Source organism: Streptomyces swartbergensis (assembly GCF_002148965.1).
Lineage (GTDB): Bacteria > Actinomycetota > Actinomycetes > Streptomycetales > Streptomycetaceae > Streptomyces > Streptomyces swartbergensis.
This window is the reverse complement of record NZ_NGFN01000114.1, coordinates 1-23,018: the sequence shown is the minus strand read 5'-3', so window position 1 is coordinate 23,018 and position 23,018 is coordinate 1. Positions and strand designations below refer to the sequence as shown.

23 protein-coding genes and 1 pseudogene are annotated in these 23,018 nt (G+C 71.7%); 11 read left to right on the top strand and 13 right to left on the bottom strand.

The genetic code is table 11. The annotated features are described in order from the left end of the window. Window positions 1-69 precede the first annotated feature (69 nt). Window positions 70-990, bottom strand: a complete 921-nt coding sequence (locus tag CA983_RS19580) for a cation diffusion facilitator family transporter (RefSeq protein WP_107500248.1) — start codon at window positions 988-990, stop codon at window positions 70-72. A 160-nt stretch (window positions 991-1,150) separates the two neighbouring features. On the opposite strand from CA983_RS19580, the gene CA983_RS19575 reads away from it, so the two are divergent. Both CA983_RS19575 and CA983_RS19570 read left to right on the top strand, forming a co-directional pair. Then, window positions 1,151-2,176, top strand: coding sequence for a glutathione S-transferase family protein (locus CA983_RS19575; protein WP_086602207.1), 1,026 nt, complete (start codon window positions 1,151-1,153; stop codon window positions 2,174-2,176). A gap of 38 nt (window positions 2,177-2,214) precedes the next feature. Then, on the top strand, window positions 2,215-2,511 hold the full coding sequence (locus tag CA983_RS19570; RefSeq protein WP_086565167.1) for a DUF4235 domain-containing protein: 297 nt from the start codon (window positions 2,215-2,217) through the stop codon (window positions 2,509-2,511). Window positions 2,512-2,659: 148 nt separating this feature from the next. On the opposite strand, the gene CA983_RS19565 is transcribed toward CA983_RS19570, so the two are convergent. Together CA983_RS19565 and CA983_RS19560 are read right to left on the bottom strand one after the other, a co-directional pair. Further along, window positions 2,660-3,052 carry a VOC family protein gene (locus CA983_RS19565; RefSeq protein WP_086602206.1) on the bottom strand — a complete coding sequence of 131 codons (393 nt, stop codon included), beginning with the start codon at window positions 3,050-3,052 and terminating at the stop codon, window positions 2,660-2,662. Window positions 3,053-3,132: 80 nt separating this feature from the next. Further along, window positions 3,133-3,597 (bottom strand): pyridoxamine 5'-phosphate oxidase family protein, encoded by a 465-nt coding sequence (locus tag CA983_RS19560; RefSeq protein ID WP_086602205.1) that lies wholly within the window; start codon window positions 3,595-3,597, stop codon window positions 3,133-3,135. A gap of 886 nt (window positions 3,598-4,483) precedes the next feature. Between CA983_RS19560 and CA983_RS19555 the strand changes: the two genes are divergently transcribed. Next, window positions 4,484-5,992, top strand: coding sequence for a hypothetical protein (locus CA983_RS19555; protein WP_086602209.1), 1,509 nt, complete (start codon window positions 4,484-4,486; stop codon window positions 5,990-5,992). A gap of 129 nt (window positions 5,993-6,121) precedes the next feature. On the opposite strand, the gene CA983_RS19550 is transcribed toward CA983_RS19555, so the two are convergent. The 6 genes from CA983_RS19550 to CA983_RS19525 all read right to left on the bottom strand — a co-directional run bounded on the left by CA983_RS19550 (window position 6,122) and on the right by CA983_RS19525 (window position 11,693). After that, window positions 6,122-7,372 carry a cytochrome P450 gene (locus tag CA983_RS19550; protein WP_086602204.1) on the bottom strand — a complete coding sequence of 417 codons (1,251 nt, stop codon included), beginning with the start codon at window positions 7,370-7,372 and terminating at the stop codon, window positions 6,122-6,124. Next, window positions 7,369-7,974 carry a GTP-binding protein gene (locus tag CA983_RS19545; protein WP_029181224.1) on the bottom strand — a complete coding sequence of 202 codons (606 nt, stop codon included), beginning with the start codon at window positions 7,972-7,974 and terminating at the stop codon, window positions 7,369-7,371. Before CA983_RS19545 ends, CA983_RS19550 begins: the two co-directional genes overlap by 4 nt. Further along, window positions 7,955-8,326, bottom strand: a complete 372-nt coding sequence (locus CA983_RS19540) for a DUF742 domain-containing protein (RefSeq protein WP_037668707.1) — start codon at window positions 8,324-8,326, stop codon at window positions 7,955-7,957. Before CA983_RS19540 ends, CA983_RS19545 begins: the two co-directional genes overlap by 20 nt. After that, window positions 8,323-8,733, bottom strand: a complete 411-nt coding sequence (locus CA983_RS19535) for a roadblock/LC7 domain-containing protein (RefSeq protein WP_003994857.1) — start codon at window positions 8,731-8,733, stop codon at window positions 8,323-8,325. Before CA983_RS19535 ends, CA983_RS19540 begins: the two co-directional genes overlap by 4 nt. Before the next feature lie 5 nt (window positions 8,734-8,738). Next, the gene (locus CA983_RS19530) at window positions 8,739-10,499 is read right to left on the bottom strand and encodes an ATP-binding protein (RefSeq protein WP_086602203.1); all 1,761 of its coding nucleotides are present in this window, start codon (window positions 10,497-10,499) and stop codon (window positions 8,739-8,741) included. A 249-nt stretch (window positions 10,500-10,748) separates the two neighbouring features. Then, on the bottom strand, window positions 10,749-11,693 hold the full coding sequence (locus tag CA983_RS19525; protein ID WP_086602202.1) for a GlxA family transcriptional regulator: 945 nt from the start codon (window positions 11,691-11,693) through the stop codon (window positions 10,749-10,751). A gap of 71 nt (window positions 11,694-11,764) precedes the next feature. Here CA983_RS19525 and CA983_RS19520 point away from each other — a divergent pair, with 71 nt between their 5' ends. Beyond that, complete coding sequence (locus tag CA983_RS19520) at window positions 11,765-12,715, top strand: NADP-dependent oxidoreductase (RefSeq protein ID WP_086602201.1); 951 nt, start codon at window positions 11,765-11,767, stop codon at window positions 12,713-12,715. Between the two features lie 1,064 nt (window positions 12,716-13,779). Here CA983_RS19520 and CA983_RS19515 read toward each other — a convergent pair. Beyond that, on the bottom strand, window positions 13,780-14,886 hold the full coding sequence (locus tag CA983_RS19515) for an NAD(P)-dependent alcohol dehydrogenase (RefSeq protein ID WP_086602200.1): 1,107 nt from the start codon (window positions 14,884-14,886) through the stop codon (window positions 13,780-13,782). A gap of 24 nt (window positions 14,887-14,910) precedes the next feature. After that, entirely contained in the window at window positions 14,911-16,365 is a 1,455-nt protein-coding gene (locus CA983_RS19510) for an aldehyde dehydrogenase family protein (protein WP_086602199.1), read from the bottom strand. Between the two features lie 102 nt (window positions 16,366-16,467). On the opposite strand from CA983_RS19510, the gene CA983_RS19505 reads away from it, so the two are divergent. The 4 genes from CA983_RS19505 (at window position 16,468) to CA983_RS19490 (ending at window position 18,924) form a co-directional block, all read left to right on the top strand. Further along, complete coding sequence (locus CA983_RS19505) at window positions 16,468-16,905, top strand: MarR family winged helix-turn-helix transcriptional regulator (RefSeq protein ID WP_086602198.1); 438 nt, start codon at window positions 16,468-16,470, stop codon at window positions 16,903-16,905. Window positions 16,906-17,111: 206 nt separating this feature from the next. Beyond that, complete coding sequence (locus CA983_RS19500) at window positions 17,112-17,492, top strand: anti-sigma factor antagonist (RefSeq protein ID WP_086602197.1); 381 nt, start codon at window positions 17,112-17,114, stop codon at window positions 17,490-17,492. A 107-nt stretch (window positions 17,493-17,599) separates the two neighbouring features. Continuing rightward, window positions 17,600-18,262 (top strand): DUF4230 domain-containing protein, encoded by a 663-nt coding sequence (locus CA983_RS19495; RefSeq protein ID WP_086602196.1) that lies wholly within the window; start codon window positions 17,600-17,602, stop codon window positions 18,260-18,262. Window positions 18,263-18,378: 116 nt separating this feature from the next. Next, entirely contained in the window at window positions 18,379-18,924 is a 546-nt protein-coding gene (locus CA983_RS19490) for a VanZ family protein (RefSeq protein ID WP_086602195.1), read from the top strand. Between the two features lie 66 nt (window positions 18,925-18,990). On the opposite strand, the gene CA983_RS19485 is transcribed toward CA983_RS19490, so the two are convergent. Together CA983_RS19485 and CA983_RS19480 are read right to left on the bottom strand one after the other, a co-directional pair. After that, window positions 18,991-19,227 (bottom strand): hypothetical protein, encoded by a 237-nt coding sequence (locus CA983_RS19485; protein WP_086602194.1) that lies wholly within the window; start codon window positions 19,225-19,227, stop codon window positions 18,991-18,993. A 75-nt stretch (window positions 19,228-19,302) separates the two neighbouring features. Next, entirely contained in the window at window positions 19,303-20,112 is an 810-nt protein-coding gene (locus CA983_RS19480; RefSeq protein WP_086602193.1) for an SDR family oxidoreductase, read from the bottom strand. Window positions 20,113-20,234: 122 nt separating this feature from the next. Between CA983_RS19480 and CA983_RS19475 the strand changes: the two genes are divergently transcribed. The 3 genes and pseudogenes from CA983_RS19475 to CA983_RS19465 all read left to right on the top strand — a co-directional run. Further along, on the top strand, window positions 20,235-21,275 hold the full coding sequence (locus CA983_RS19475) for a PHP domain-containing protein (protein ID WP_107500249.1): 1,041 nt from the start codon (window positions 20,235-20,237) through the stop codon (window positions 21,273-21,275). Window positions 21,276-21,326: 51 nt separating this feature from the next. Further along, window positions 21,327-21,992 carry an HAD family hydrolase gene (locus CA983_RS19470; RefSeq protein ID WP_086602191.1) on the top strand — a complete coding sequence of 222 codons (666 nt, stop codon included), beginning with the start codon at window positions 21,327-21,329 and terminating at the stop codon, window positions 21,990-21,992. Window positions 21,993-22,780: 788 nt separating this feature from the next. Further along, window positions 22,781-23,018: pseudogene (locus tag CA983_RS19465) on the top strand (FUSC family protein); the annotation flags it as partial.

Genomic DNA, 23,018 nt, shown 5'->3' with positions numbered 1-23,018 from the left:
TGTCCGGGGTGGTCGGCGAGAAATTTCTCCGGGCGCTGCATGAACCGTCGGCGACGGGGCACGCGAGGGTCAGGCCCCGCCGCGTTCCCCCGTCGCGGCGGGGCTTTCTGCTGCCTCCCGCGCGTGACGGTCGGTGACGTCGAGGAAGATCTGGTCGGCCTCGGGGACCGTTCGGGCGATGGAGCGCTTGATACGGACGGCGACGTCCTCGACGCGCTCGCTGTCCAGGCCGGGCACGAGGTCGACGCGGGCGGCCACGAGGGTCGAGTCGAGGCCCGTCTTCATGGTGAACAGCGCCTCCACGCTGTCGATCTCGGGCTGTGCCCGCAGCAACTCCCGGATCCGCCCGCTCGCCTCCCGGTCGGCCGCCTCGCCGATCAGCTGGTCGCGGGCGTCACGGCCCAGCCGGTAGGCGACGTAGACCAGCAGCGCGCCGATCGCCAGGGAGGCCGACGCCTCCCACACCACCTGGCCCGTGACCATGTGCAGCGCCATACCGGCGATGGCCAGCGTGACGCCGAGCACTGCGGTGCCGTCCTCGGCGACGACCGTGCGCAGGGCGGGGTCGCGCAGCCCTGCGACCGTGCCGCCCTGCCGGCGCACCTGGTACAGCGCCCGCAGCAGAGAGGCGCCCTCCGCGAGGAGGGCGATCCCGAGCACGATCAGACCGGCGACATAGCCGCCGAGTTTCTCCTCCCCTCCGCTCACCAGGGCCTCGACGCCCTGGAAGAAGGAGAAGCACCCGCCCATGACGAAGATCCCGACGGCCGCGAGGAGCGACCAGAAGAACCGCTCCTTGCCGTAGCCGAAAGGGTGACGCCGGTCGGCGGGGCGGCGGCTGCGGCGCAGTGCCGCCAGTAAGAACACCTCGTTCATGCTGTCGGCCACCGAGTGGGCCGCCTCCGACAGCAGCGCCGGTGATCCCGCGGCCAGGCCGCCGACCGCCTTCGCCGCCGCGATCACGAGATTGGCGGCGAGCGCCACCAGCACGGTGACGCGTGTCCTCCGATCAGATCCTTCTGCACTCACCCACGCCGATTGCCCCGGTCGGCGGTGCTCACACCGTGCCGTCGGCGGAAAAAGGGGAACGCGTTCACCAGGGCACACGCACGACAAGCAGGCCCCACGTATGCCGAAGGAGGTCACCCCCATGAGCCGCGACGACGGCGACGACGGCAACAGCGCCTACGGAAGGAGGTCGTTCAAGCGGTCCAAGGCGCATTTCACGGACCGGATCACCGCCGATGGCCGGGACGGCTGGCCGGTGGAGGCCGGGCGCTACCGTCTGGTCGTCAGCCGCGCCTGCCCGTGGGCGAGCCGTTCGCTGGTCTCCCGGCGGCTGCTCGGCCTGGAGGACGCGCTGTCCCTGGCCGTCGCCGACCCGATCCAGGACGACCGCAGCTGGCGCTTCACGCTGGACGAGGACGGCCGCGACCCGGTCCTCGGCATCCGCTATCTGGGTGAGGCGTACGACCGCCGGGAGACGGACCACCCCGGCGGTGTCAGCGTGCCGGCCGTGGTGGACGTGCCCAGTGGGAAGCTGGTCACCAACGACTACCAGCAGATCACGCTCGACCTAGCGACCGAGTGGACGGCGCTGCACCGGGAGGGCGCGCCCGATCTGTACCCGCGGAAGCTGCGGGACGAGATCGACGAGGTGATGGCGGACGTCTACGAGGACGTCAACAACGGCGTGTACCGGGCCGGTTTCGCCACCGGGCAGGAGGAGTACGAGACCGCCTGCGCGGGCGTGTTCCGGCGGCTGGAGCTGCTCGCGGACCGGCTGGAGCGGCAGCGGTACCTCGTCGGCGACACCATCACCGAGGCGGACATCCGGCTGTTCACCACGCTCGTCCGCTTCGACGCGGTCTACCACGGCCACTTCAAGTGCAACCGCTGGAAGCTGACGGAGAACCGGGTGCTGTGGGGCTATGCCCGTGACCTCTACCAGACGCCCGGCTTCGGCGACACCGTCGACTTCGACCACATCAAGCGCCACTACTACCAGGTGCACACGGGCATCAACCCGACCCGCGTCGTGCCGCTGGGCCCGGATCTGTCCGGCTGGCTGACCCCGCACCACCGCGAGGAACTGGGCGGCCGGCCGTTCGGTGACGGCACGACGCCCGGGCCGGTCCGCGCCGAGGAGCGGGTTCCGGCCGCGGGCACACCCTGACCACTTTCCACCCACTCTCACCGATCAAGGAGATTCACGTGGCCAAGAAGAAGAAGCTTCCCTTCGCCTACCAGCCCCTCGGGTTCGTGCTGGGCTGGTCGAGCGGCTGGCTGGCCGGGCTGGCCTTCCGCAAGACGTGGATGGCGATCCGGAACGAGGAGGACGCGCCCGACGCGCTGGACAAGGACCGCGGCTGGGGCGAGATCCTGCTGGCCGCCGCGGTTCAGGGCGCCATCTTCGCCGTGGTGCGCAGCGCCGTGGACCGCGCGGGCGCCAAGGCCATCGAGCGTTCCACCGGTACGTGGCCGGCCGGGGAGAAGGGCGGCCGCGACTGAGACCGACGCGGCCCCGCCCCGCCGGTGCGGCGGGGCGGGGCGGGGCCGGCGAGGGGGCGCCACATACCGCGCCCCTCAGCTGTCGACCTTGATCGTGACGCGTACGGAGATCGCAGCGGCACGACCGGCAACCGCCCGCCGCCTCCGGTCAGCCCTGTTTGGGTGCGGTCGGTGGGGTGCGGCGCAGGACGAAGGAGTGGCCTGCCGGGTCGGCGTAGCCGCGCTCCTCCAGGGGGCCCGAGGCGTCCTTGGCCTCCAGGGGGCGGCCGCCGAGGGAGACGATCCGGCGTTCCACCGCGTCGAGGTCGTCCACCACGAACTCCAGGTGGGCCTGGAGGGAGTTCTCGGGGCGGGGCCAGCTGGGCGGTGTCGCGTTGACGTCCCGGCGCAGGGCGACGCGGAAACCGTCCGCGCCCTTGATCTCCACCCGGTTGGCGGTCGCGTCCGCCTCTTCCCCTTCCAGCAGCTCCTTGTAGAACACGGCGAGCTTCTCGGGCTCGGCACAGTCGAGCACGAGGACCCCCGCTTTCACCAGTGCCATGTCTCCTCCGAAGGGATCCCGGCCGCGGGGCGGTCGTGCCCCGTGGCCCTGTACCTTGCGGATATCCCCGTCCGGCCGATTCAGTCGGTCTTCAACCACCGTCCGTCGCGCATGAGTTCGCGGCCGTCCAGTTCGTCGGCCTCCCGCCAGGCCTGCACCCGCTGCGGGACGACGCGGAAGTAGAGGTACGGGGTGGCCAGGCGGCGGGGGTCGAACCCGGTCTTGGCGGCGAAGAGTTCGGCGTCCTGCTCGGTCAGCTCGCCGGGCTGGACGGTCTCCACGGTGCCCTCGACGAGCACGACGTCACGGGTCGGCCCGATGCCGACGCGAGCCCGGCCGGTCGCGGCCAGATTCCGTCCGGTGGGGCTCGAGGCGGGGGTGGCGAACAGCAGGTACGAGCCGTTCCAGAGGAAGGACAGCGGGACGAGGTACGGCGTCCCGGACGTGCCGTCGGCCGTGGCGACCCAGGCGTCCACGTCGTGCTCCAGACGGTGCAGTGTGTCCTTCTTGCGCTGCTCAGCGCTGCGTGCGGGTTCGGACGTCATCGTGGGCAATCCTCCTGAGACCTCGTCAACGGACGCCTACCAGTGTGACGTTCCGAAGCTGCGGAGGCCCGTCGGGCAAGCCGATGCCGGGTGAGGGACGAGGGAGTATACGCAGCTCAAGCGGTTCGGGCAGTAACGGAGATCACGGCAGGGTCACGGAATGGCTTATTCGCGCCTTGGGCAGCCTCGTACCGCTTCTCGGTTCAACTTTCGGACTGCGAAGCCGAGTTCGAGTGTGCGGACGGCCACGGCACCGTCCGCTCGCAGGGGCGGGGGGCTCTGCGGTCCGTCTCCCGAAAGGAAGCACATGCCTCAGGACGTCCGGTTCGACCTGCCCTTCGACACCCCTGTCAGCTACCCACACGCCTCGGGCGAAGCAGCGCATCCCGGATCCGGTGGTCGCGCTACGCCTGACGGGCCGCGAGTGCTTCCTGGTCAACACAGCTGAGGCGGCGATGCAGGTGCTCGCCTGGCAGCAGGAGTGCCGTCAACGCAGCAGTCGTGCCCCTCGCGGTCGTTCGTAGCAGGAGCCAAAGCCGGTCGCGTGAGTCCGGCTGTCCGGCGAGGCCGTCGCGGAAAGTACAGAAGATTCCCGGACACGGCCGGTCAACGACCACGGTCGATCGGTTCCGTTGCCAGGACCACAGCTTATTGGGAGACCGGTGTGAAATCTCGAGTCGCAGGTGCTGTTCCGAAGGCGTCCGCCGACAGCTCGCTCCCGGCGCAGCCAAGCGCCCAGCTCCAGCCCACGGAGGCGGGGAACACCCTGGCCCGCCTCTTGGTGAAACACATCAATGGGAGCACGGAGCAGTACCGAAGGTCCCAGAACGCCGCTCAGCAGCGGCTGAACGCATTCGGTTCCCCCCACTCCAGCACCACGCTGCATGTGGAGGGAGCCCTCCATCTGGCGCGGCCCGCGTTCCTCCCGCCCGACGAGGAGGGCTACGCCAGGTTGAGGCATCTCGACACCAGCCTGCGCATGATCGAAGCAGCCTTCCCCCAAGTCAGCACCGACATCGAGGTGTGCAGACTGACCTGCACGATGCTGGAAGGGGCCTGGAGGAGCCGGGCACTCACCCCGCCGCGCGAGGAGGAGCAGACAACCGTCTGCGCCTGCCCTCTGTGCCGTCGGCTGCCCACGCCCCCCGCACGCACGCTGGACGACTACCGTTGGCGGCAGAGCGCCGGTCGTCCCCTCACCGTCAAGACCTGGCCGTACCGCCGGGAGCTCGACAGCGTCCTGACCGGTGGATGGTCCTGGACCCGGCAGATGAACGACCTCGAACGAGACCTCGGCCACCGCCACCGCTTCGAGGACGACATCCTCGTCTTCCACGAATACAAGCGCGTGATCGACACCATCGACACAACGCGCCTCACCCAACACGTCGAAGGCCGCCTGGCCGAGAATTTCAGCACCAACAGCGCACGGGCCCTGGTCTCCGGGCTCTTCGCAGCCCACAAGCGATCCGTCGACGAGTACTGGCTCCAACAGCACGACGCGGGCAGCGTCATGCTCCCCCAGACCAACCCGCTCAACCAGAGCACCTACTCAGCCCTGCAGATGCTGGACTGCCTGTTCTGGCACGTCGCCCCCGACACCGAACTCTGGCAGGAGGAAAACCTCGCCTCCCTGCTGCTGTGCCGCGTCATCGACGACATGGTCGATGTACGAGCCGACGCCCTCACCGGCGAGATCAGCAACTTCTGGCTCGCCGACATGCCCGTCCACACCAAGGCGCTCTACGCTGCCTGCGCGATAGCCCTCGTCAAGTACGGCTGCATGCCCGAGGCCCACAGCCCGATGTGGAACACCTGGCTGATGACCACCACCATCGTCTGGATGGGGCTCACGGGCCGCCACGCCCTGTGGTTCGACGGCATCACCCAGGGCCTCCCCCCGGCCGAGGAGTGCCCGCTGTGCGACCTGCAGCCCAACCCGTGCACCGGCATCCTCACCCACGGCACCACCCTCACCATCGCCCCGCGGCCCACCGCACCGGCACTGAGCACCCGGACCGCCGAGCTGTCCGCACGCTGTCGAGCCCAGTACCCCCGGACATGGCCCCTCTTCGACGCCGAGCTCCACGCCTTCGAAGCACTGCACGGCCCCTGGTACGGCGACACGGACAGCACATGGGAGATCTTGCGCCGCACCTACATCGCCGCCGTGGAGGCATCCAGCGCCGCACCATCGCCGGACCGCGCCCGTCATGTCCAACAAGACGCCGGCGTAGTCGGATCCGAGAAATTCCACACCCTGCACGACCCTCAGACCGGGAGGGAAGACACCGCACTGCTCGCCTACATGTTCGGCTGTGCCCACCCGCATTTCCTCTGGAACGCCACGGGATACCGTCCCACGGGCGTCGCAGGCGACTGGCTCGACGGCTGACGCCTCGATCCTGAAGGCTCGGGCCGCTGGGCTCGGTTGACGACCTGGTGAGCGCGTGAGCCACCGCCTGCACCCACGCACGGCGTTGCCCGGCCGGAAGCCGGCCGGGCAACGGTCCGCCGGCGTGGCCTAGACGGCGAACTCGACCGGCAGGCTGTCCAGCCGGGACTCCCACGTGGAGGCGGTCGAGCTGAGTTCTTCCGGCGGTACGGCCAGGCGCAGGTCCGGCAGCCGGTGCAGCAGGACGTCCACGCCGATCTCGATGATGGACTGGCCGATGTTCTGCCCCGGGCACTCGTGCGGTCCGGCGCTGAACGCCAGGTGCGACTGGTTGCCCTGCACGGCGACGGCCGAGTCGGGCCGGACCTCCGGGTCGAGGTTGCCGGCGGCCAGGCCCAGGATGAGCAGTTCTCCCTCCTGGACGTGATGGCCTCCGAGCTCCAGGTCGGCGGTTGCGAACCGGCCCGGCAGCACGGACAGCGGCGGGGCGTCCCACATGACCTCTTCCACCACTGAGGAGATGTTCAGCTCCCCGCTGACCAGACCGGACAGCCGGGCGGCGTCGGTGAGGACCCGTTGCAGGACCCGGGCCAGCAGATTGCTGGTGGTGGTGTGCGCGGCGATCAGCACCAGGCGCAGATGGCTGACGACCTCGTCGTGGTCGAGGCCGGCCGGGTGCTCCAGCAGGGCCGTGGCGAAGTCGGAGCCCGGCTCGGCCCGCTTGCGCTCGGCGAGTTCCGCGAGGATCTCCATAATCCGGTCATTGTGCTCGAGGGCGCCCTCACCGCCCTTGAAGACCTGGGCGCACGACTCGATCAGACGTAGCCCGTCCGCCGCGGGAAGGCCCAGCATCCTGGTGAGCACGAGCATCGGCAGTTGCTCGGCGTAATCGGCCACGAGGTCGGCGCGCCCGGCGTCGGCGAACGCGTCGATCTGCTTGTTCGCGAAGTACGTGACGTGCCGCCGGATGCCCCGGGCGGCCGCCGCCTGCAACCCGTCCGTGACGGCGCCGCGCAGCCTGCGGTGCGGTTCGCCGTCCTGGGACACACAGTCGGGGCGCCAGCCGACCATCGGCATGATCGGCGAGGTCTCCTCGATCCGGCCCTCCCGCCAGTCCCGCCAGATCCGCGCGTCCCGGCTGAACTGGCGGGGGTTGTCGAGCACCCGCCGGTTGTCGCGGTAGCCCAGCACCAGCCAGGCGGGCACGTCGCCCTCCAGCAGGACCGGCGCGACCGAGCCGTGCTCCTTGCGCAGCCGTTCGTAGATGCCCGCCGGGTCGGTCGAGGCCTCCGGCCCGTAGAGCCGGGTGAGGTCGGCCGCGTGGTGGGCGACGGGGCAGCCGCGCGGTGCCTGGAGGGGGGTTTCGGTCTGATCGTTCATCGGGGCTCCAGGGCCACGGCCGAGCGTTCCTTCAGGTGGTGGATCAGCGCGACGAGGACGTCACGGCTGGAGGCCCGGTCGCGGGCGTCGAAGGCGACGACCGGGGTGTGCTCGGGGATGTCCAGGGCGTCCCTGATCTCCTCGACCGGGTAGTTCCGGGAGTCGGGGAAGACGTTCAGCGCGACGACGAACGGGACGTCCTGCCGTTCCATCTCCTCGATCGCCCGGAAACTGGATTCCAGGCGGCGCGTGTCCACCAGGACGATCGCGCCGAGCGCCCCCTTGAACAGCCCGTTCCACAGGAACCAGAACCGCTCCTGGCCCGGCGTGCCGAACAGGTAGAGCACGAGGCTCTCGTTGATGCCGATCTTGCCGAAGTCCAGGCTGACGGTGGTCTGCGTCTTGTCGGCGACGCCGATGAGGTGGTCGACGTCGACGCTGGCCTGGGTGAGGGTCTCCTCGGTGGTGAGCGGCTTGATGTCGCTGACCGACCGGACCATGGTGGTCTTCCCGGTGCCGAACCCGCCGGCGATCATCACCTTCACCGAGCGGGTGTCCCCGGCCGCCCGCCCTCCGGGTTGGTCAAAGCCTTTCAAGTCCACTGAGTACCTCCTCAAGGAGCGCGAGGTCGGGCCCGCGGCCGGCGTCGTGTGCCGGGATCGGATCACGGGCTTCTACACGACCTGCGTCCAGCAGGTCCGACAGCAGCACGGCGAGAATGTTGAAGGGCAGCCCGAGGTGGGCGCCGAGTTCGGCGACCGACAGCGGATCGCGGCAGCGGCGGAGGATCTCCTCGTGCTCGTGCTGCATACCCGGTAACGGGGCGGCGCGGGAGACGACGAGAGTCGCCACGTCGAGGCTCGACGCCGAACCGCCCGGTCCGCTGCGCCCTCCGGTGAGGACGTAGTAGCGCTCGAGACCGGACGGGTCGGACGGCCTGCGGGGAGCACTCATCCAGAGTGCTCCTCCAGGCGCGGAGTGGTGCCGAGAAGCTCACCCATCCTGCGGGCCAGGTCCCTCATCTGGTGCCCGAGCAGGCCCTGGTCGAGGCCCTCCCTGGCGAGGACACCGAGGTACGTCTCCACACCGGCCCGGACGACGAAGAGGTGCCCGCCGTCGACCTCGATCATCGCGAGGCGCAGCTGCCCGGCGTACTTGGGGAACTGCTCGGCGACCGGCTGGGCCAGCGCCTGGAGGCCGGCCACCACGGCGGCGAAGCGGTCGACGTCGTCGGGGTCTTCGGCGCCGTAGGAGGTGATGGCCTTGCCGTCGCTGGAGGCCACCAGGGCGAAACGGATCTCCTGGATGCTCTCGACGAGATCGCGGAGCGCCCAGCTCACATCTGTTCCTTGCTGCGTCATGAGGACTAGTCGCTCTCTTGGGTGCGGTGCTCTGTGGACTCGCGTCCTACGGGGGTGTCGCGGTCGTCGGCCGCCTGGGACGCCGCTGCGGCGTCGCGGCCGGCGGTGGCGAAGGCCGCGAGACCGGAGAAGGAGGCGTCCGGCGGGACGGCGGAGACGGCCGTGCTCCGGTCGCTCCGCCCGTCCTGCCTGGGCCCGTCCGGCTCGCTCCGCTTGCTGCGGCGCCGGKGCAGTCCGCCGGGTGTGGTCTCCACGGCCTCGGACTCCGCGGCCGGTGCCGGTGCGGTGACCGTCTCGCGGGCCGGGGCGGGCGCGGCGGGACGGGCATCAGGGGCGAGCGCGGCCTGAGTGGTCGCGGCCGCCGGCAGCGGGCTGAAGTACTTGTGCGGGACCACGATCACCACGGAGGTGCCGAGCCACGGCGAGTCCGCGAAGGTGACACGGATGCCGTAGCGGCGGGCGAGGGCGCCGACGACGCGCAGACCGATGCTCGCGTCCTCGGTGATGCCGCCGAGGCCGGCGCCGGGCGCGGTGCCCGCGAGGGCGTGCTCGGCCTCGCGCTTCTTCTCCTCGCTCAGGCCCTTGCCGGAGTCCTGGATCTCGATGCCGACGCCGTTGGGGACTTCCTTGCCGGAGATGAGCACCGGCTCGGTGGGCGGCGAGTAGCGGGCCGCGTTGTCCAGAAGGTGGGCGAGGATCAGCGTGAGGTGGTCCACCAGGCCGCCGTCGACGCCGAGTTCGGGCAGATGGCGCACCTGGACGCGGTGGAAGTCCTTGATCCGGCCGATGCCGCCGCGCACCACGCTCAGCAGCCGCTGCGGTTCCTGCCACTGGCGTCCCGGACGGTCGGAGCCGCCGAGCACACCGATGCTCGCGGCGAGCGAGTCGGCGGGGCCGAGTTCCTGGTCGAGCTCCATCAGACCGCGGGCGACGGCCGGGAGCCTGCCGTGCTCGCCCTGCATCTCGTGCAGCCGGCCGCGGAGCTTGCTGGTCAGCACGTGGATGCGGTTGCCGATGCTGATCACGGCCTGCTCGGCGGAGGTGGAGCGGTCGAACTCCGCCTCCAGGCCGATCAGGGCGGTGCGCAGCAGCTTGCGCAGTTCCGCCTGGAGGTCGGCGCTGACCTTCGCGCACTGGTTGACGGTCGGCAGGATGTCGTCGATGGCCTCGCCGGAACGCAGGTTCTCCATCGCGTCCGGCAGTTGCTCGTCGGCGAGCCGGGCGACCGCGGCGAGCTGGTGGGACAGCTGTTCCTGCCAGACCTCGGCCTGGTCGGCGAGTTGGACCTCGTAGGAGCTGGCCTGCTCGGTCAGCCGTTCCTCGTACGCCCGGGACTGGTCGGCGAGCTGCGACTCGTACGTGGCGCTCTGGTCGGCAAGTTGCGACTCGTACGTGGCGCTCTGGTCGGCGAGGCGCCGTTCGTAGGCCGCGTTCTGCTCGGTGAGCTGGGACTCCAGGGTGGCGCGCTCGGCGGAGAACTTCCGTTCCAGGCCCGCCACGTGCTGCTGCCACTGCTGGTTGTGCTCGGCCTGCGTGGTGCGGAAGGAGCCCTCCGCCCGGTGCAGTTGAGCCCGGGTGCGCAGCAGCAGGCGTACGCACACGGCACCGGCCGCCGTCGCCGCGACACCGGCGACGGCCGTGGTTATTCGCTCCGAGCTCATGAACGTGGCGGCTACGGTCCCGCCTCCCAAGCCCAGCGGCATCAACCACCAGCTGTACCAGGCGACAGGGGCCCGCGCCGCCGGTGGCGGAGTGGCGAGTTCCATCTGCATCCTTCGAAGCAACACGATCGAACGGGGGGGTGTGTGGATCGCACTCATGAGTACGCACCGCGAGTCGACAGGACGCGATCGCGTCAACTCACAGCGCCGATCGGAACCTTATCGGGTTTGAACCCGAAAGGATCAAACTCGCCCCCCGGCGGACGTGAGGGTTCCGTCACGCTCCGACAGAAAGCAACAGGTCGACAAATGGCTTTGCTGCCCGACGAGTTGGGCGAAGAAGAGTTGCCCGGGTCAGCGGGTGGTCTGGAACGTGCGGCGGTAGGCCTGCGGGGTCACCCCGATCGCCGCGTTCAGGTGCTGGCGCAGAGAGGCGCCGGTCGCGAAGCCGACCCGGCCCGCGATCTGGTCCACGGTGAGGTCGCTGGACTCCAGCAGGTGCCGGGCACGGGCCACCCGCTGCTGGATGAGCCAGCGGCCGGGACTGAGGCCCACCTCGTCGTGGAAGCGGCGGGCGAAGGTGCGCAGGCTCATCCGGGCGTGGCCGGCGAGGTCGGCCAGGGTGAGCGGTTCGCCAAGGCGCTCCAGGGCCCAGGAGCGGGTGGCCGCGGTGCTCGCGGCGCCTTCTTCGGGGACGGGCTGTTCGATGTACTGGGCCTGGCCGCCGTCCCGGAACGGCGGGACCACGCAGCGGCGGGCGACGGTGTTGGCCAGCCGGCTGCCGTGGTCCTTGCGGACCAGGTGCAGGCAGATGTCCACGCCGGAGGCGGCTCCGGCGGAGGTGAGGAACGGGTGGTCGTCGACGAACAGCACGTCCGGGTCGAGGTCGACGTGCGGGAACATGCGCCGGAAACGGTCGGCGACCTGCCAGTGGGTGGTCGCCCTGCGCCCGTCGAGGAGTCCGGCGGCGGCGAGGACGAAGGCGCCGGTGCAGATGGAGACGATGCGCGTGCAGGGGCGGATGAGGGCGAGCGCTGCCAGGACCTTGTCGGGCACCTGGTCACTCAGATGTGCCGGCGCGACGGGCGCGATCACCACGGTGTCGGCGGTGGCGAGGGCCTCCGGGCCGTGTTCGACGGTGACGCCGAAGTCCGCGTCGGTGCGCACCGGTCCGCCGTCGACCGAACAGGTCAGGACCTCGTACCGGCCGTCGGCCGCGCCGAGGATCCGGTTGGGGATACCCAGCTCGAACGGGTACACGCCGTCCAGGGCCAGGACCACCACTCGTTCACGTCGCATGGCACGATCCTATCGAAGGTTGGCAATCTTGCCATTGGCGGACGGTGCGCGGACCGGCACGCTGGATCACCATGAGCACACAGAACACGATGCGAGCCATCAGCCAGGACGTCCTCGGCGGCCCCGAGGCCCTGAAGGCAGTGGAGATCGAGCGCCCGGCACCCCGACCGAACGAGGTACTGGTCCGGGTGCGGGCCGCCGGGGTCAACCCGACCGACTGGAAGCACCGCGCGACCGGGGGCTTCCTGGGTGAGCCGCCCTTCGTCCTCGGCTGGGACGTCTCCGGGGTGGTGGAGGAGGTCGGCATCGGCGTCGCGGCGTTCGCGCCCGGTGACGAGGTCTTCGGCATGCTGCCGTATCCGTTCGGGCACGGCTCGCACGCCGAGTACGTGATCGCTCCGGTCCGCGCCCTCGCGCGCAAGCCGGCCGGGATCGACCACGTCCAGGCGGGCGCGCTGCCGCTGGTGTCGCTGACCGCGTGGCAGGCGCTGGTCGAACACGCGGACCTCAAGTCCGGGCAGCGGGTGCTGATCCACGCCGCGGCGGGCGGGGTCGGGCATGTGGCGGTGCAGATCGCGAAGGCGCGCGGCGCCTACGTGATCGGCACGGCGAGCGCGGGCAAGCACGAGTTCCTGCGCGAGATCGGCGTGGACGAGGCGGTGGACTACCGGGAGACGGACTTCACCGAGGCCGTGAAGGACGTCGACGTCGTCCTGGACACGATCGGCGGCGACAACTCCCTGCGCTCGCTGCGCGTGCTGCGCCCGGGCGGGGTCGTGGTGTCGATCCTGCCAGGGGGCTCGGACGACTTCTACAAGGAGGCCGAGCGGCTCGGTGTACGAGCGGTCCGAATGCTGGTCGACGCCGACCGCGCCGGCATGGAGACGATCGCGGAACTCGCCGAGACGGGCAGGCTGCGCGCCACGATCGCCGGGACCTTCCCCCTGGCCGCCGCCGCGGAGGCACACGCCCAGGGCGACACGGGCCGGACGACGGGGAAGCTGGTGCTGGTGAACGACTGACCTGTACGGCCGGGCGGCCCTTCCGGCCGGTCCCGCCCGGCCGTACGGCCGCTCATGGGTCGGCCGTGCCGGGGCTCTCGGCCGGTGGCGGGCGCCGGATCGAGTGGCGAGGCGGCACTGACTCGGCAGCGCCGGACGGCCCCTTCCGGCCGGCCCCGCCTGTCGTACGGCCGCTCACGGTCGGCCGCGTCGGGCCTGCCAGCCGGCGGCGTGCGCCGGGCGAGCCCTTCCCGTCGGCGCCTGCCTAAGGCCGCTCACGGTTGGCCATGCCTGGTCTCCCGGCCGGTGGCGAGCGCCGGATGGCTGGTGAGATGGACGGGCTCGGCAGCGCCGGACGGCCGGGGCAGCAGGGGCGTGCGACAGCCGGCGCACCGAACGCCGCTACCCGGCCGGTCGGCCGCTCACGGCAGGCCGTGCCGTGGCTCCCGGCCGGTGGCGAGCGCCGGATTGAGTGGCGCGGTGACACGGGCTCGGCAGCGCCGGACCGCCGGGGCGACAGAGGCGTGCGGCCGCCCGTGTGCCGGAAGACGCTCCGCGGCCGGCCGGCTGCTCACGACTGGCCGTGCCGGGACCCTCGGCGGTGGCGAACGCCGGATGGCTAGCGAGGTGACACGGGCTCGGCAGCACCGGACCGCCGGGGCGACAGAGGCGTGCGGCCGCCCGTGTGCCGGAAGACGCTCCGCGGCCGGCCAGCTGCTCGGCTAGCGAGGTGACACGGGCACGGCAGCACCGGACGGCCGCGGCGGCAGAGCCGTGCGACCAGCGCGCCAGACGCCGCTACCCGGCCGACCCGCTGCTCACGGGCAGGCCGTGCCGGGGCTCCCGGCCAGTGGCGAGCCCCGGATTGAGTGGCGAGGTGACACGGGCTCGGCGCCGCCGGACCGCCGGGGCGACAGAGGCGTGCGGCAGCCGGCGCCGGTCACCCGGCCCCCGCCGATCACAAGCCGCGACCGGCTGGCGGCGGTGCTGCGTCAGGCCACCGGGCCGCAAGTACGACCGGTGGCCTGACGGGGTCTCGGCGGCCCGGGCCGTCAGCCGGCCGGCGGGGCCCTCGGCCGGCCGTGTCAGAACGTCAGGACCGGCTTGATCGTCTTGCCCGACCTCATGTCCTGGACGGCCCGGTCGATGTCCCCGAAGGGATACGTGCTGATCAGGCGGTGCAGCGGGAGCCGGCCGTCCTTCACCAGGCGGACCAAAGCGGGAATCATGGTCTGGGTCTCGCTGTCGCCGAGGGTGAGGCCGACGATCCGCTTGCCGCCGAGCAGGCCGTTGACGTCCAGGGCGACCTCGGTGCCGAAGGGCGGGGCGCCGACCACGACCAGGGTGCCGCGGGCGGCGAGCGCGTCGACGCCCTGCCGCAGGACGCCGACGTTGCCCGTGGTCTCCACTACGCCGTCCGCGCCCTGGCCGCCCGTGATGTCGGCAAGCACCGCGGCCAGATCATCCCGGCTCGTGTCGACGGTGTGCGTGGCGCCCAGCTCCGTCGCCAGGGAGAGGCGTTCGGCGACCCGGTCGACGGCGACGATCCGCGTGGCCGGGGTGAGGGCCGCCGCCATCACGGCCGACAGGCCGACCGCTCCGGCGCCCAGGACGACGACCGTGCTGCCCGTGTCCGGCTTCAGGACGTTCCAGACGGCCCCCACACCGGTCTGCACGCCGCAGCCCAGCGGGGCGATGGACTCCAGCGGCACGTCCGGGTCGACCTTGACGAGGCTGCGCTCGTCGGCCAGCGCCCGCTCGGCGAAGGAGGACTGGCCGAAGAAGTGCCCGCCCAGGGCCTGGCCCCCGCGGCTGATGGTGCTCGTGCCGTCGGCCCGGCCGCCGCCGAGCAGGTTCAGCGGCAGCCAGGTCGCGCAGTACGCGGGGTGCCCGCCGCGGCAATTGCGGCAGTCGCCGCAGGAGGTGAAGGAGAGCAGGACGTGGTCGCCTGGCGTGACGCCGGTGACGGCGGAGCCGACGGCCTCGACGACGCCCGCGCCCTCGTGGCCGAGGACCCCGGGCAGCGGGAAGGGCAGTCCGCCGCTCGCCACACCGAGGTCGGTGTGGCACAGGCCGGTGGCGACCATGCGGACCAGCGCCTCGTGCGGGCCGGGTTCGTCGAGGACGACGTCGGAGAGGGTGAAGGGCGCGCCGCCGGACTCGACGACCGCGGCACGGGTGGTGGTGGGCATCGTAAGAGCTCCTTGACGACTGTCTCAGTCGAGCGAGACGACGACGGACTTGACCTTGGTGTAACCGGCGAGAGCCTCGGGGCCGTACTCGCGGCCGTAACCGGAGTCCTTGACGCCGCCGAAGGGCACCGCGGGGTCGAGCATCGCCCAGTCGTTGACCCAGACGATGCCGGCCTGGAGCCGGTCGGCGACCCGGTGCGCGCGGGCGAGGTTGCTGGTCTGGACGCCCGAGGCCAGGCCGTACGGTGTGGAGTTGGCGAGGGCGACGGCCTCGTCCTCGTCGTCGAAGGGCTGCACGGTGAGGACCGGGCCGAAGATCTCCTCCTGGATCACGCGGGAGTCGTTCGACAGGTCGGCGATGACGGTCGGCTTGTAGTAGTAGCCGCCGTCCAGGTCGAGCCGCTCGCCGCCGCAGACGATCCGGGCGCCCTCCTTGCGGGCCAGGGCGACGTACTCCTCGACCTTCTTCAGGTGCTTCTCGGCCGCCATCGGGCCGATGACCGTGGCCGGGTCGCGCGGGTCGCCGACCGGCACCCCGGGTACGGCCTCGGCGAGGATGCCGAGCAGCGTGGGGTACACCGAGCGGGCCACCAGCAGGCGCGGTCCGCCCATGCAGAACTGGCCGGTGTTGAAGACGAAGCCCTTGATGACCGCGCCCACCGCCTTCTCCAGGTCGGCGTCCTCGAAGACGAGGTGGGCCGCGTTCCCGCCGAGTTCCATGGTGACGGGCTTGAGGGCCTCGCCTGCGACGCTCGCCACATGCCGACCGATCGCGGTGGAGCCGGTGAAGGCGACCTTGTCGACACCGCGGTGACGCAGCAGCGCCTCGCCGGCCACCGGCCCGCTGCCGGTCACGACGTTGACCACGCCGTCGGGTACACCCGCCTCCTGGAACAGCCGGGCCATGTACAGGGCGCTCAGCGGGGTCTCGTCGGCGGGCTTGTGGACGACCGTGTTGCCGGCGGCCAGCGCGGGGCCGATCTTGGAACCGGCGAGGATCAGCGGGAAGTTGAACGGGGTGATCGCGGCGACCACGCCGAGCGGCTCGCGCTTGGTGTAGGCGAGGGCGTTCATGGGGAGGTCGCGCAGGGCGCCGTCCTGGCTCTGCGCGAGGTTCGCGAAGTACTCGTAGTCGTTGGCCGCGTTCGTCACGTCCACCGCGCCGCACAGCGTGATCGGCTTGCCGACGTCGAGGCTCTCCAGGGCGGCGATCTCGTCGGCGTTCTCGCGGATCAGCTGGGCGACGCGGTACAGCACCCGGCCCCGCTCGCGGCCGCTCAGACCCGACCAGGCGCCGTCGTCGTAGGCCTCGCGGGCGGCCCGTACGGCCGCGTCGACGTCGGCCGGGCCCGCCTCCGCGACGGTGGTGACGACCGTGCCCCGGGACGGGTCGACCACCTCGGTGCGCGCCCCGTCGGCGGCCTCGCGCCACTGTCCCCCGATGAACAGCAGGCCGGGTTCCCTCTCGAAGGTGGTCATCGCCACTCCTCAGCGTCTCGCCAAGATTTCAATAAACAGGATTCCTGTTGGTTCGCAGTCTCATTACAGACAGGTTTCCTGTCAATGCTCTAGCCTGCATCCATGCTCGACGCACAGGTGACCAAGGCGCCCCCTTCCCTGCTCTACATGGTCAAGCAGGTGGAGCTCGTCGTGCGCTCCCATCTGGACGAGCTGGTCAGACCCTCCGGGATAACCGCTCTCCAGTACACCGCGCTGACCGTGCTGGAGCGACACGACGGTCTGTCGGCGGCCCAGCTGGCGCGGGACTCCTTCGTCACCGCGCAGTCCATCGCCGACCTCGTCCGCTCCCTGGAGGGCCGCGGGCTGGTGCGCCGGGAGCGCAATCCGCGCAACCGCCGCGAGCTGCTGATCCTGCTCACCGACGCCGGCCGCGAGCTGCTCGCGCGGCACGCCGGGCCCGTGCGGGAGCTGGAGGAGCGGATGGTGCGCGACCTCACGGCACACCAGACCGAGCAGTTCCGGCAGGCCCTCGCCAAGGCCTGGCACGCCCTGTCGTAGCCCGGGACGCACGCCGGGGAACACGCCCGTGCTCACGCCCGCGTACGCCCCCGTGCGAACCTCGGCCAACTCGGCCGCAATTCAGAGACATATGTCAATCGAACATGCTCAAATTCACTCGTTGGAGGGTAACTTGCAGGGCGGGGAACGGTTCTGAGGACCGCCGCCCCTCCCCACGCACGGAGCAGGCTGGAGGCGATCTCGTCGTGCGGCAGGAACCTGCACCGCTCACCCCGCATCTGCGCGTTCGCCAGGAACGGGGGCACACGGTGCTGGAGTTCCGTGGCGAGATCGACCTCGCCGCGGCCACGGAGATCGCCCCGCACCTGGACCGGGAGACGAACCGCCGCGCCGCCCGGGTCGTGATCGACCTCAGCCGGATCGAGTTCTTCGACTGCTCGGGCCTGCGGCTGCTGTACCGGGCCAGGAGCCGGGTGCTCGACCGGGACGGGCAGTTGCTCCTCGTCTGCGCCCACCCGCTGACGCTGCGCGTCCTGCGGATCACCGGCCTGTCCCGGCTGCTGCCCCCGCAGCCGACGCTGGACGCGGCCCTGGAGCAGCCGGAGGCGGCGTCCGGCCCGGTGTGATGCCCGAGTGCGCCCTGCAGTGCTTCCGCTGGCGTCCCTCATCCTCAACCGGCCGGTCTGGTACGGCTCGTGGCGGGCATGCGGTCAGTAGGAAGGAGGGCCGTCGCATGACGACTCCCGTCAAGCGTCTCCCCAGGCGCGTGCCCGGCTGGGCGAAGGTGGTGGGCGCGCTCGTGCTGGTGCTCGTCGTGTTCTTCGCCGGGATCCGGCTCAGCGTGATCCCGGGCCTGAAGGACCTGTTCGGCACCGAGACCCACGACCGGTCCGGCCCCGCGCTGCTGAAGTCCATCCAGGACCTCAGCCGTTACGACGCCGCCTCCGGCAACTTCCAGGTCGTCGTGGACCTGGAGAAGGACGCCAAGCTCCTCCCCGACGCGATCCGCGGCACCCGCACCCTGTACGTCGGTGCGGGCACCGTCGACGCCTACGTCGACCTGGGCAAGGTCGGCGACAACGACGTGCAGGTCAACGGCGACCGCACGTCCGCCACGCTCCGGCTGCCCCACGCGCAACTGGGGAAGCCGGCCCTCGACCCCGACCGTTCCTACGCCGTCTCCAAGCAGCGCGGTCTCTTCGACCGCCTCGGCGACCTCTTCTCGGACAATCCCAACGGCGAACAGGCCGTGCAGAAACTCGCGGTACGGCACATCGGCGACGCGGCGAAGGAGAGCGAGCTGACCGCCCGCGCCGAGACCAACACCAGGAGCATGCTCGAAGGCCTGCTGCGGTCTCTGGGCTTCAAGGAGGTACGCGTCTCGTACGGGAACTGAGGGACACGGTGGAGCACGGGGAGAAACCGTGGCCGGGAACGGCCCATGTCGGCATCGTCGGCGCGGCCGTGGGTAACCGCCTTATCACCCTGGGAAGTTGAACTCTGGAGGACACAATGGCCGGTGCAGCCTCACGTCTCCGTACGGCCCGCCCCGGCCGTGAGCGACGCCCGCTGCCGCTGCCCGTCCGGCTGCTGGCGATGCTGTGCGCCTTCGCGTTCATGGTGGCCTTCGCCGTGGTGCTGGCCCGGCTGACCCTCCAGCCCTCGCCCGCGTCGGAGGCGCTGACCCACACCAATATGCATCCGGGCCGCTCGCTGAAGGCCTATCTCGACCAGCCGGAACTGCGGGACGCCGTCCGGCAGATCGGCGGCAACATCCTGCTGGGCATCCCCTTCGGCGTCCTCGTGCCCGTCGTCGCCCCGCGCACCCGCGGCATCCTGCGCGTGCTGCTGATGACCGCCGTGGTCATGCTGCTGGTGGAGTTCGCCCAGGGTGCGCTGGTCACCGGCCGTGCCTTCGACATCGACGACGTCATCCTGAACACCACGGGCGCGCTGATCGGTTATCTGCTCCTGGGCCGCCGGCTGAGCCGCGCGGTCCATGCGCGCGGGCCCCGCGGCAGCCGCGCGGGGAAGAAACGGGCGTCCGGCAGGGCCTAGCGCACGGTCGGTTCTGGTGCCCGGTCGGTCCTTGTGCCCGGTCAGGTCCTGGTGCACGGTCAGGTCCTAGTGCACGGTCCAGGTGAACTTGTCGCCGCCGACCCAGCGGACCACGTCCGGGTCGTCCAGGTCGTGGACCGTGATGCCGAACGCGGCGGCGGCCGTCAGTACGTCGGTGATGGCCCTGGCCTCCCCGACCACCTGGCCGTCGATCTCCACGATCCGGAACGGCGGTGTACTCGGCTGCACCCCGAGCACCACGATCCGCGGGTGGGATATGTACGGGCTCGCGCTTTCGGTCATGCATCGAGCGTAGAGCGCAACCGGCGGTAGTGCGGAGTCAAGCACCGGCGGGATCAGCCGGTCCGGCCGGTCCGCTCAGGGGCGGCGCCAGTCGTCGCTCGTCAGGTGCGAGCCGGCCTGTGGGCCCATGCGGAGCATGCCGCCGTCGACGCTCCAGGAGGCGCCGGTGACGTACGAGGCGTCCGGGCCGGCGAGGAAGGCGATGACGGCGGCGACCTCGCGGGCGTCGCCGGGCCGTCCCAGCGGCACGCCGGGGCGGCTCTCGGTGTGCGGGTCGGTGTCCTCCTGCCCGGTCATGGGAGTGGAGATCTCGCCCGGGGCGACGGCGTTGACGGTGATGCGGTACTCCGCGAGTTCGAGCGCCATGACCTGGGTGAGCAGGCCGAGACCGCCCTTGGCGGCGCAGTACGGGGCGGCGCCCACGCGCGGCTGGTGCTCGTGGACGGACGTCACGTTGACGATCCGCCCGCCGTCGCCCTGCCGGATCATGTGCCGGGCCGCCTTCTGCCCGCACAGGAACGGCCCGACGAGATCGACGTCGAGGACCTCGCGCACGTCGGACAGCTCCAGGTCGAGGAAGGGCGTCATGGTGCCGGTGCCCGCGTTGTTCACCAGCACGTCGATGCGGCCGAGGCGCTCGCACAGCTCGTCGACGGTGTCGGCGGCCTCGGGCAGCCGGGTGAGGTCCATCCGGGCGACCTCGGCCCGTTGCCCGTGCGCCCGGACCTCCTCGGCCGTCTCCTCCGCTCCCTTGTGGTCGCTGTGCCAGGTGATGCCGACGTCCATGCCCGCCTCGGCCAGCCGTACGGCGGTGGCCCTGCCGATGCCGGAGTCGGCGCCGGTGATCACGGCGACCTTGCTGGGGGGCGCGGTGGGGGCGGACATGGCAGGCCTCCTCGTCGAGCGTGCGGGACGAGGCATCGCAGTACCCGGGTGCGTAACGGGCAAACCGCGCGCCCGTCGTGCGGCCCGCCGGGTGCTGGGGAACCCTTGTGGTGGAGGTGGCGATGGATCCCGTCGAGGCACTGGACCGGATCGCCTTTCTGCTGGAGCGGTCCCTGGCGCCGACGTACCGCGTGCGTGCCTTCCGTACGGCGTCCCGGGTGCTGAAGGAGCTGGGCGAGGACGAGGTGCGCCGGCGTGCGGACGCCGGGTCGCTGGAGTCGCTCAAGGGGGTCGGTCCGAAGACCGCGCAGGTGGTGCGGGAGGCACTGGCCGGTGAGGTGCCCGGCTATCTGCGGAAACTGGAGGGCGAGGCGAAGGAGCCGCCGGCCGTGCGGGGCGRCGAGCGGCTGCGGGCGCTGCTGCGCGGTGACTGCCATCTGCACTCCGACTGGTCGGACGGCGGCAGTCCGATCGAGGAGATGGGCCGGGCCGCGGCGGCGCTGGGGCACGAGTGGGCGGCGCTGACCGACCACTCGCCGCGCCTGACGGTGGCGCGCGGACTGTCGGCCGAGCGGCTGCGGGAGCAACTGGACGTGGTGGCGGAGCTGAACGAGACCTGGGCGCCGTTCCGTCTGCTGACCGGCATCGAGTGCGACATCCTCGAGGACGGCTCGCTCGACCAGGAGCCGGAGCTGCTGGACCGGCTCGACGTCGTGGTGGTGTCGGTGCACTCCAAGCTGCGCATGGACGCCCGGTCGATGACCCGCCGGATGGTGGCCGCTGTCCGTGATCCGCACGCGGACGTGCTCGGGCACTGCACGGGGCGGCTGCTGACCGGGCGGGGGCGGCCGGAGTCGGAGTTCGACGCGGACGAGGTGTTCGCGGCGCTCGCGGAGACGGGCACGGCCCTGGAGATCAACAGCCGGCCGGAGCGGCTCGACCCGCCGCGGCGGCTGCTGCGCCGGGCCGTGGACGCGGGTGTGCTGTTCTCCGTCGACACCGACGCGCACGCGCCGGGGCAGCTGGACTGGCAGATCAACGGGTGCGCACGGGCGGAGGAGTGCGGGGTGCCGCCCGAGCGGGTGGTGACGACGTGGTCTCTGGACGAGTTGCTGGCCTGGACCCGTGAGCGGCGGGTGCCGTCCGGCGTGGCGGGCGGCTGAGGTGGTACCCGGCGGGCCGTAGGGCAGGCCGGCGAGGAAGGGATCACACACATGGCGCAGGCGGAACGGGCGGCCGTGTTCGATGTCGACGGCACGCTGGTCGACACCAACCACCTGCATGTCGTGACGTGGTGGGAGGCCTTCCGCCAGGCGGGCCACGACGTGCCGATGCACGCCGTCCACCGGGCCGTGGGCCTGGCCTCCACCGACCTCGTCGCGCATCTGCTCGGCGAGGACCGGGACACGGACCAGGACGCGGCGATCAGTGCCGCCCACAAGGCGCTGTACGGGCAGTACTTCGACCGGCTGCCCGCGCTGCCGGAGGCCGGGGCGCTGCTGCGGCGGCTGCACGGGGAGGGCTGGGCCGTGGTGCTGGCCACCTCGGCGGGCGGTGCGGAGCTGGGCGCGCTGCGCCGGGCGATCGACGCGGACGACGCCATCGCCGCCACGGCCGGCGCCGACGACGTGGACGCGGGCAAGCCCGCGCCCGAGCCCGTCGAGCACGCCCTGGACCTGGCCGGGGTGCCGGCGGAGCGGGCGGTCTTCGTCGGGGACACCGTGTGGGACATGCGGGCGGGCAGCCGAGCCGGGGTGCGCTGTGTGGGCGTCCTGTGCGGCGGCATCCCGCGTGCCGACCTGGAGAAGTCCGGCGCGGACGCGATCTACGCCGACCCCGCGCACCTGCTGTCGTCCCTGCGTGACAGTCCGCTCGCATGAGCCGACGTGAAACCCCCCGGTCACCCGGATACCCGCAGCGCATGACGCGTGTGACGAGTGCGGTTCGACGGGCGGCTCGTACCTTCGGCCGCCGGCAGGACGAAGCCGCGGCGGCGAACGACACCCGCCCGCCCGGGCGGCCGACCCGGGAGACACGACCCGACGAGGCGACCGACAGCCGGGCGCCCCGGGGGACGGCCCCCGACCCGGCGACCGGCAGCCGGACGGCCGGGGGGAGGCCCCCCGGCGAGGCGCCGGACAACCGGGCGGACCGAGAGACGGGACCTGGCAGGGAGACGGACAGCCGGGCAGCCCGGGAGATGCGGGCCGACAGCGCGAGGGACAGCCCGTCGGCCCCGGAGACATGGCCCCAGAAAGCGACGGTTGAGCGAGCAGCCCGGGAGACGGCACCCGACGAGGCGACCGACAGCCGGGCGCCCGGGGAGACGGGATCCGGCAGGGCGACAGACAGCCGGACGGCCCGGGAGACGGGGCCCGACGAGCTTACCGGCAGCCGGACGGCCCGGGGCACGGTCCCCGCCGAGGCGCCGGACGACCGGGCAGCCCGAGAGACGACACCAGACGAGCCAACCGACAGCCGGACAGCCAGGGAGACGGCCCACAACCAGACAACGGACAGCGCACCGCCCCAAGAGACGCAACCCCGCAAGGCGGCAGACAGCCCGTCGGTCAAGGGAACGCGGCCCGGCAGGGCGGCCCACAGCCCGTTGGGCCGGGTCCGTAAGGTGACGGACAGTCGGGCGGCCGCCGATGCGCTGCGGGAGCGTATGGGGGGTCTCGGGCAGGGGGTCCGTGCCACGCGGCCGCTGGACGCCGTGCGGCGGGATGCGCGGAGGGCCGTGGAGGCCGTGCGGGCCGCCTGGCGTGGCCCTGGGCGGGAGCGGGACCTGGTCGTCCAGTCGTTGAAGGCCGCCGCGGCGGCGGTGACCGCCTGGCTGGTGGGCGGCGTCTGGATGGGAGACCCGCTGGCGCTGATGGCGCCGTGGGTGGCGCTGGTGCTGGTGC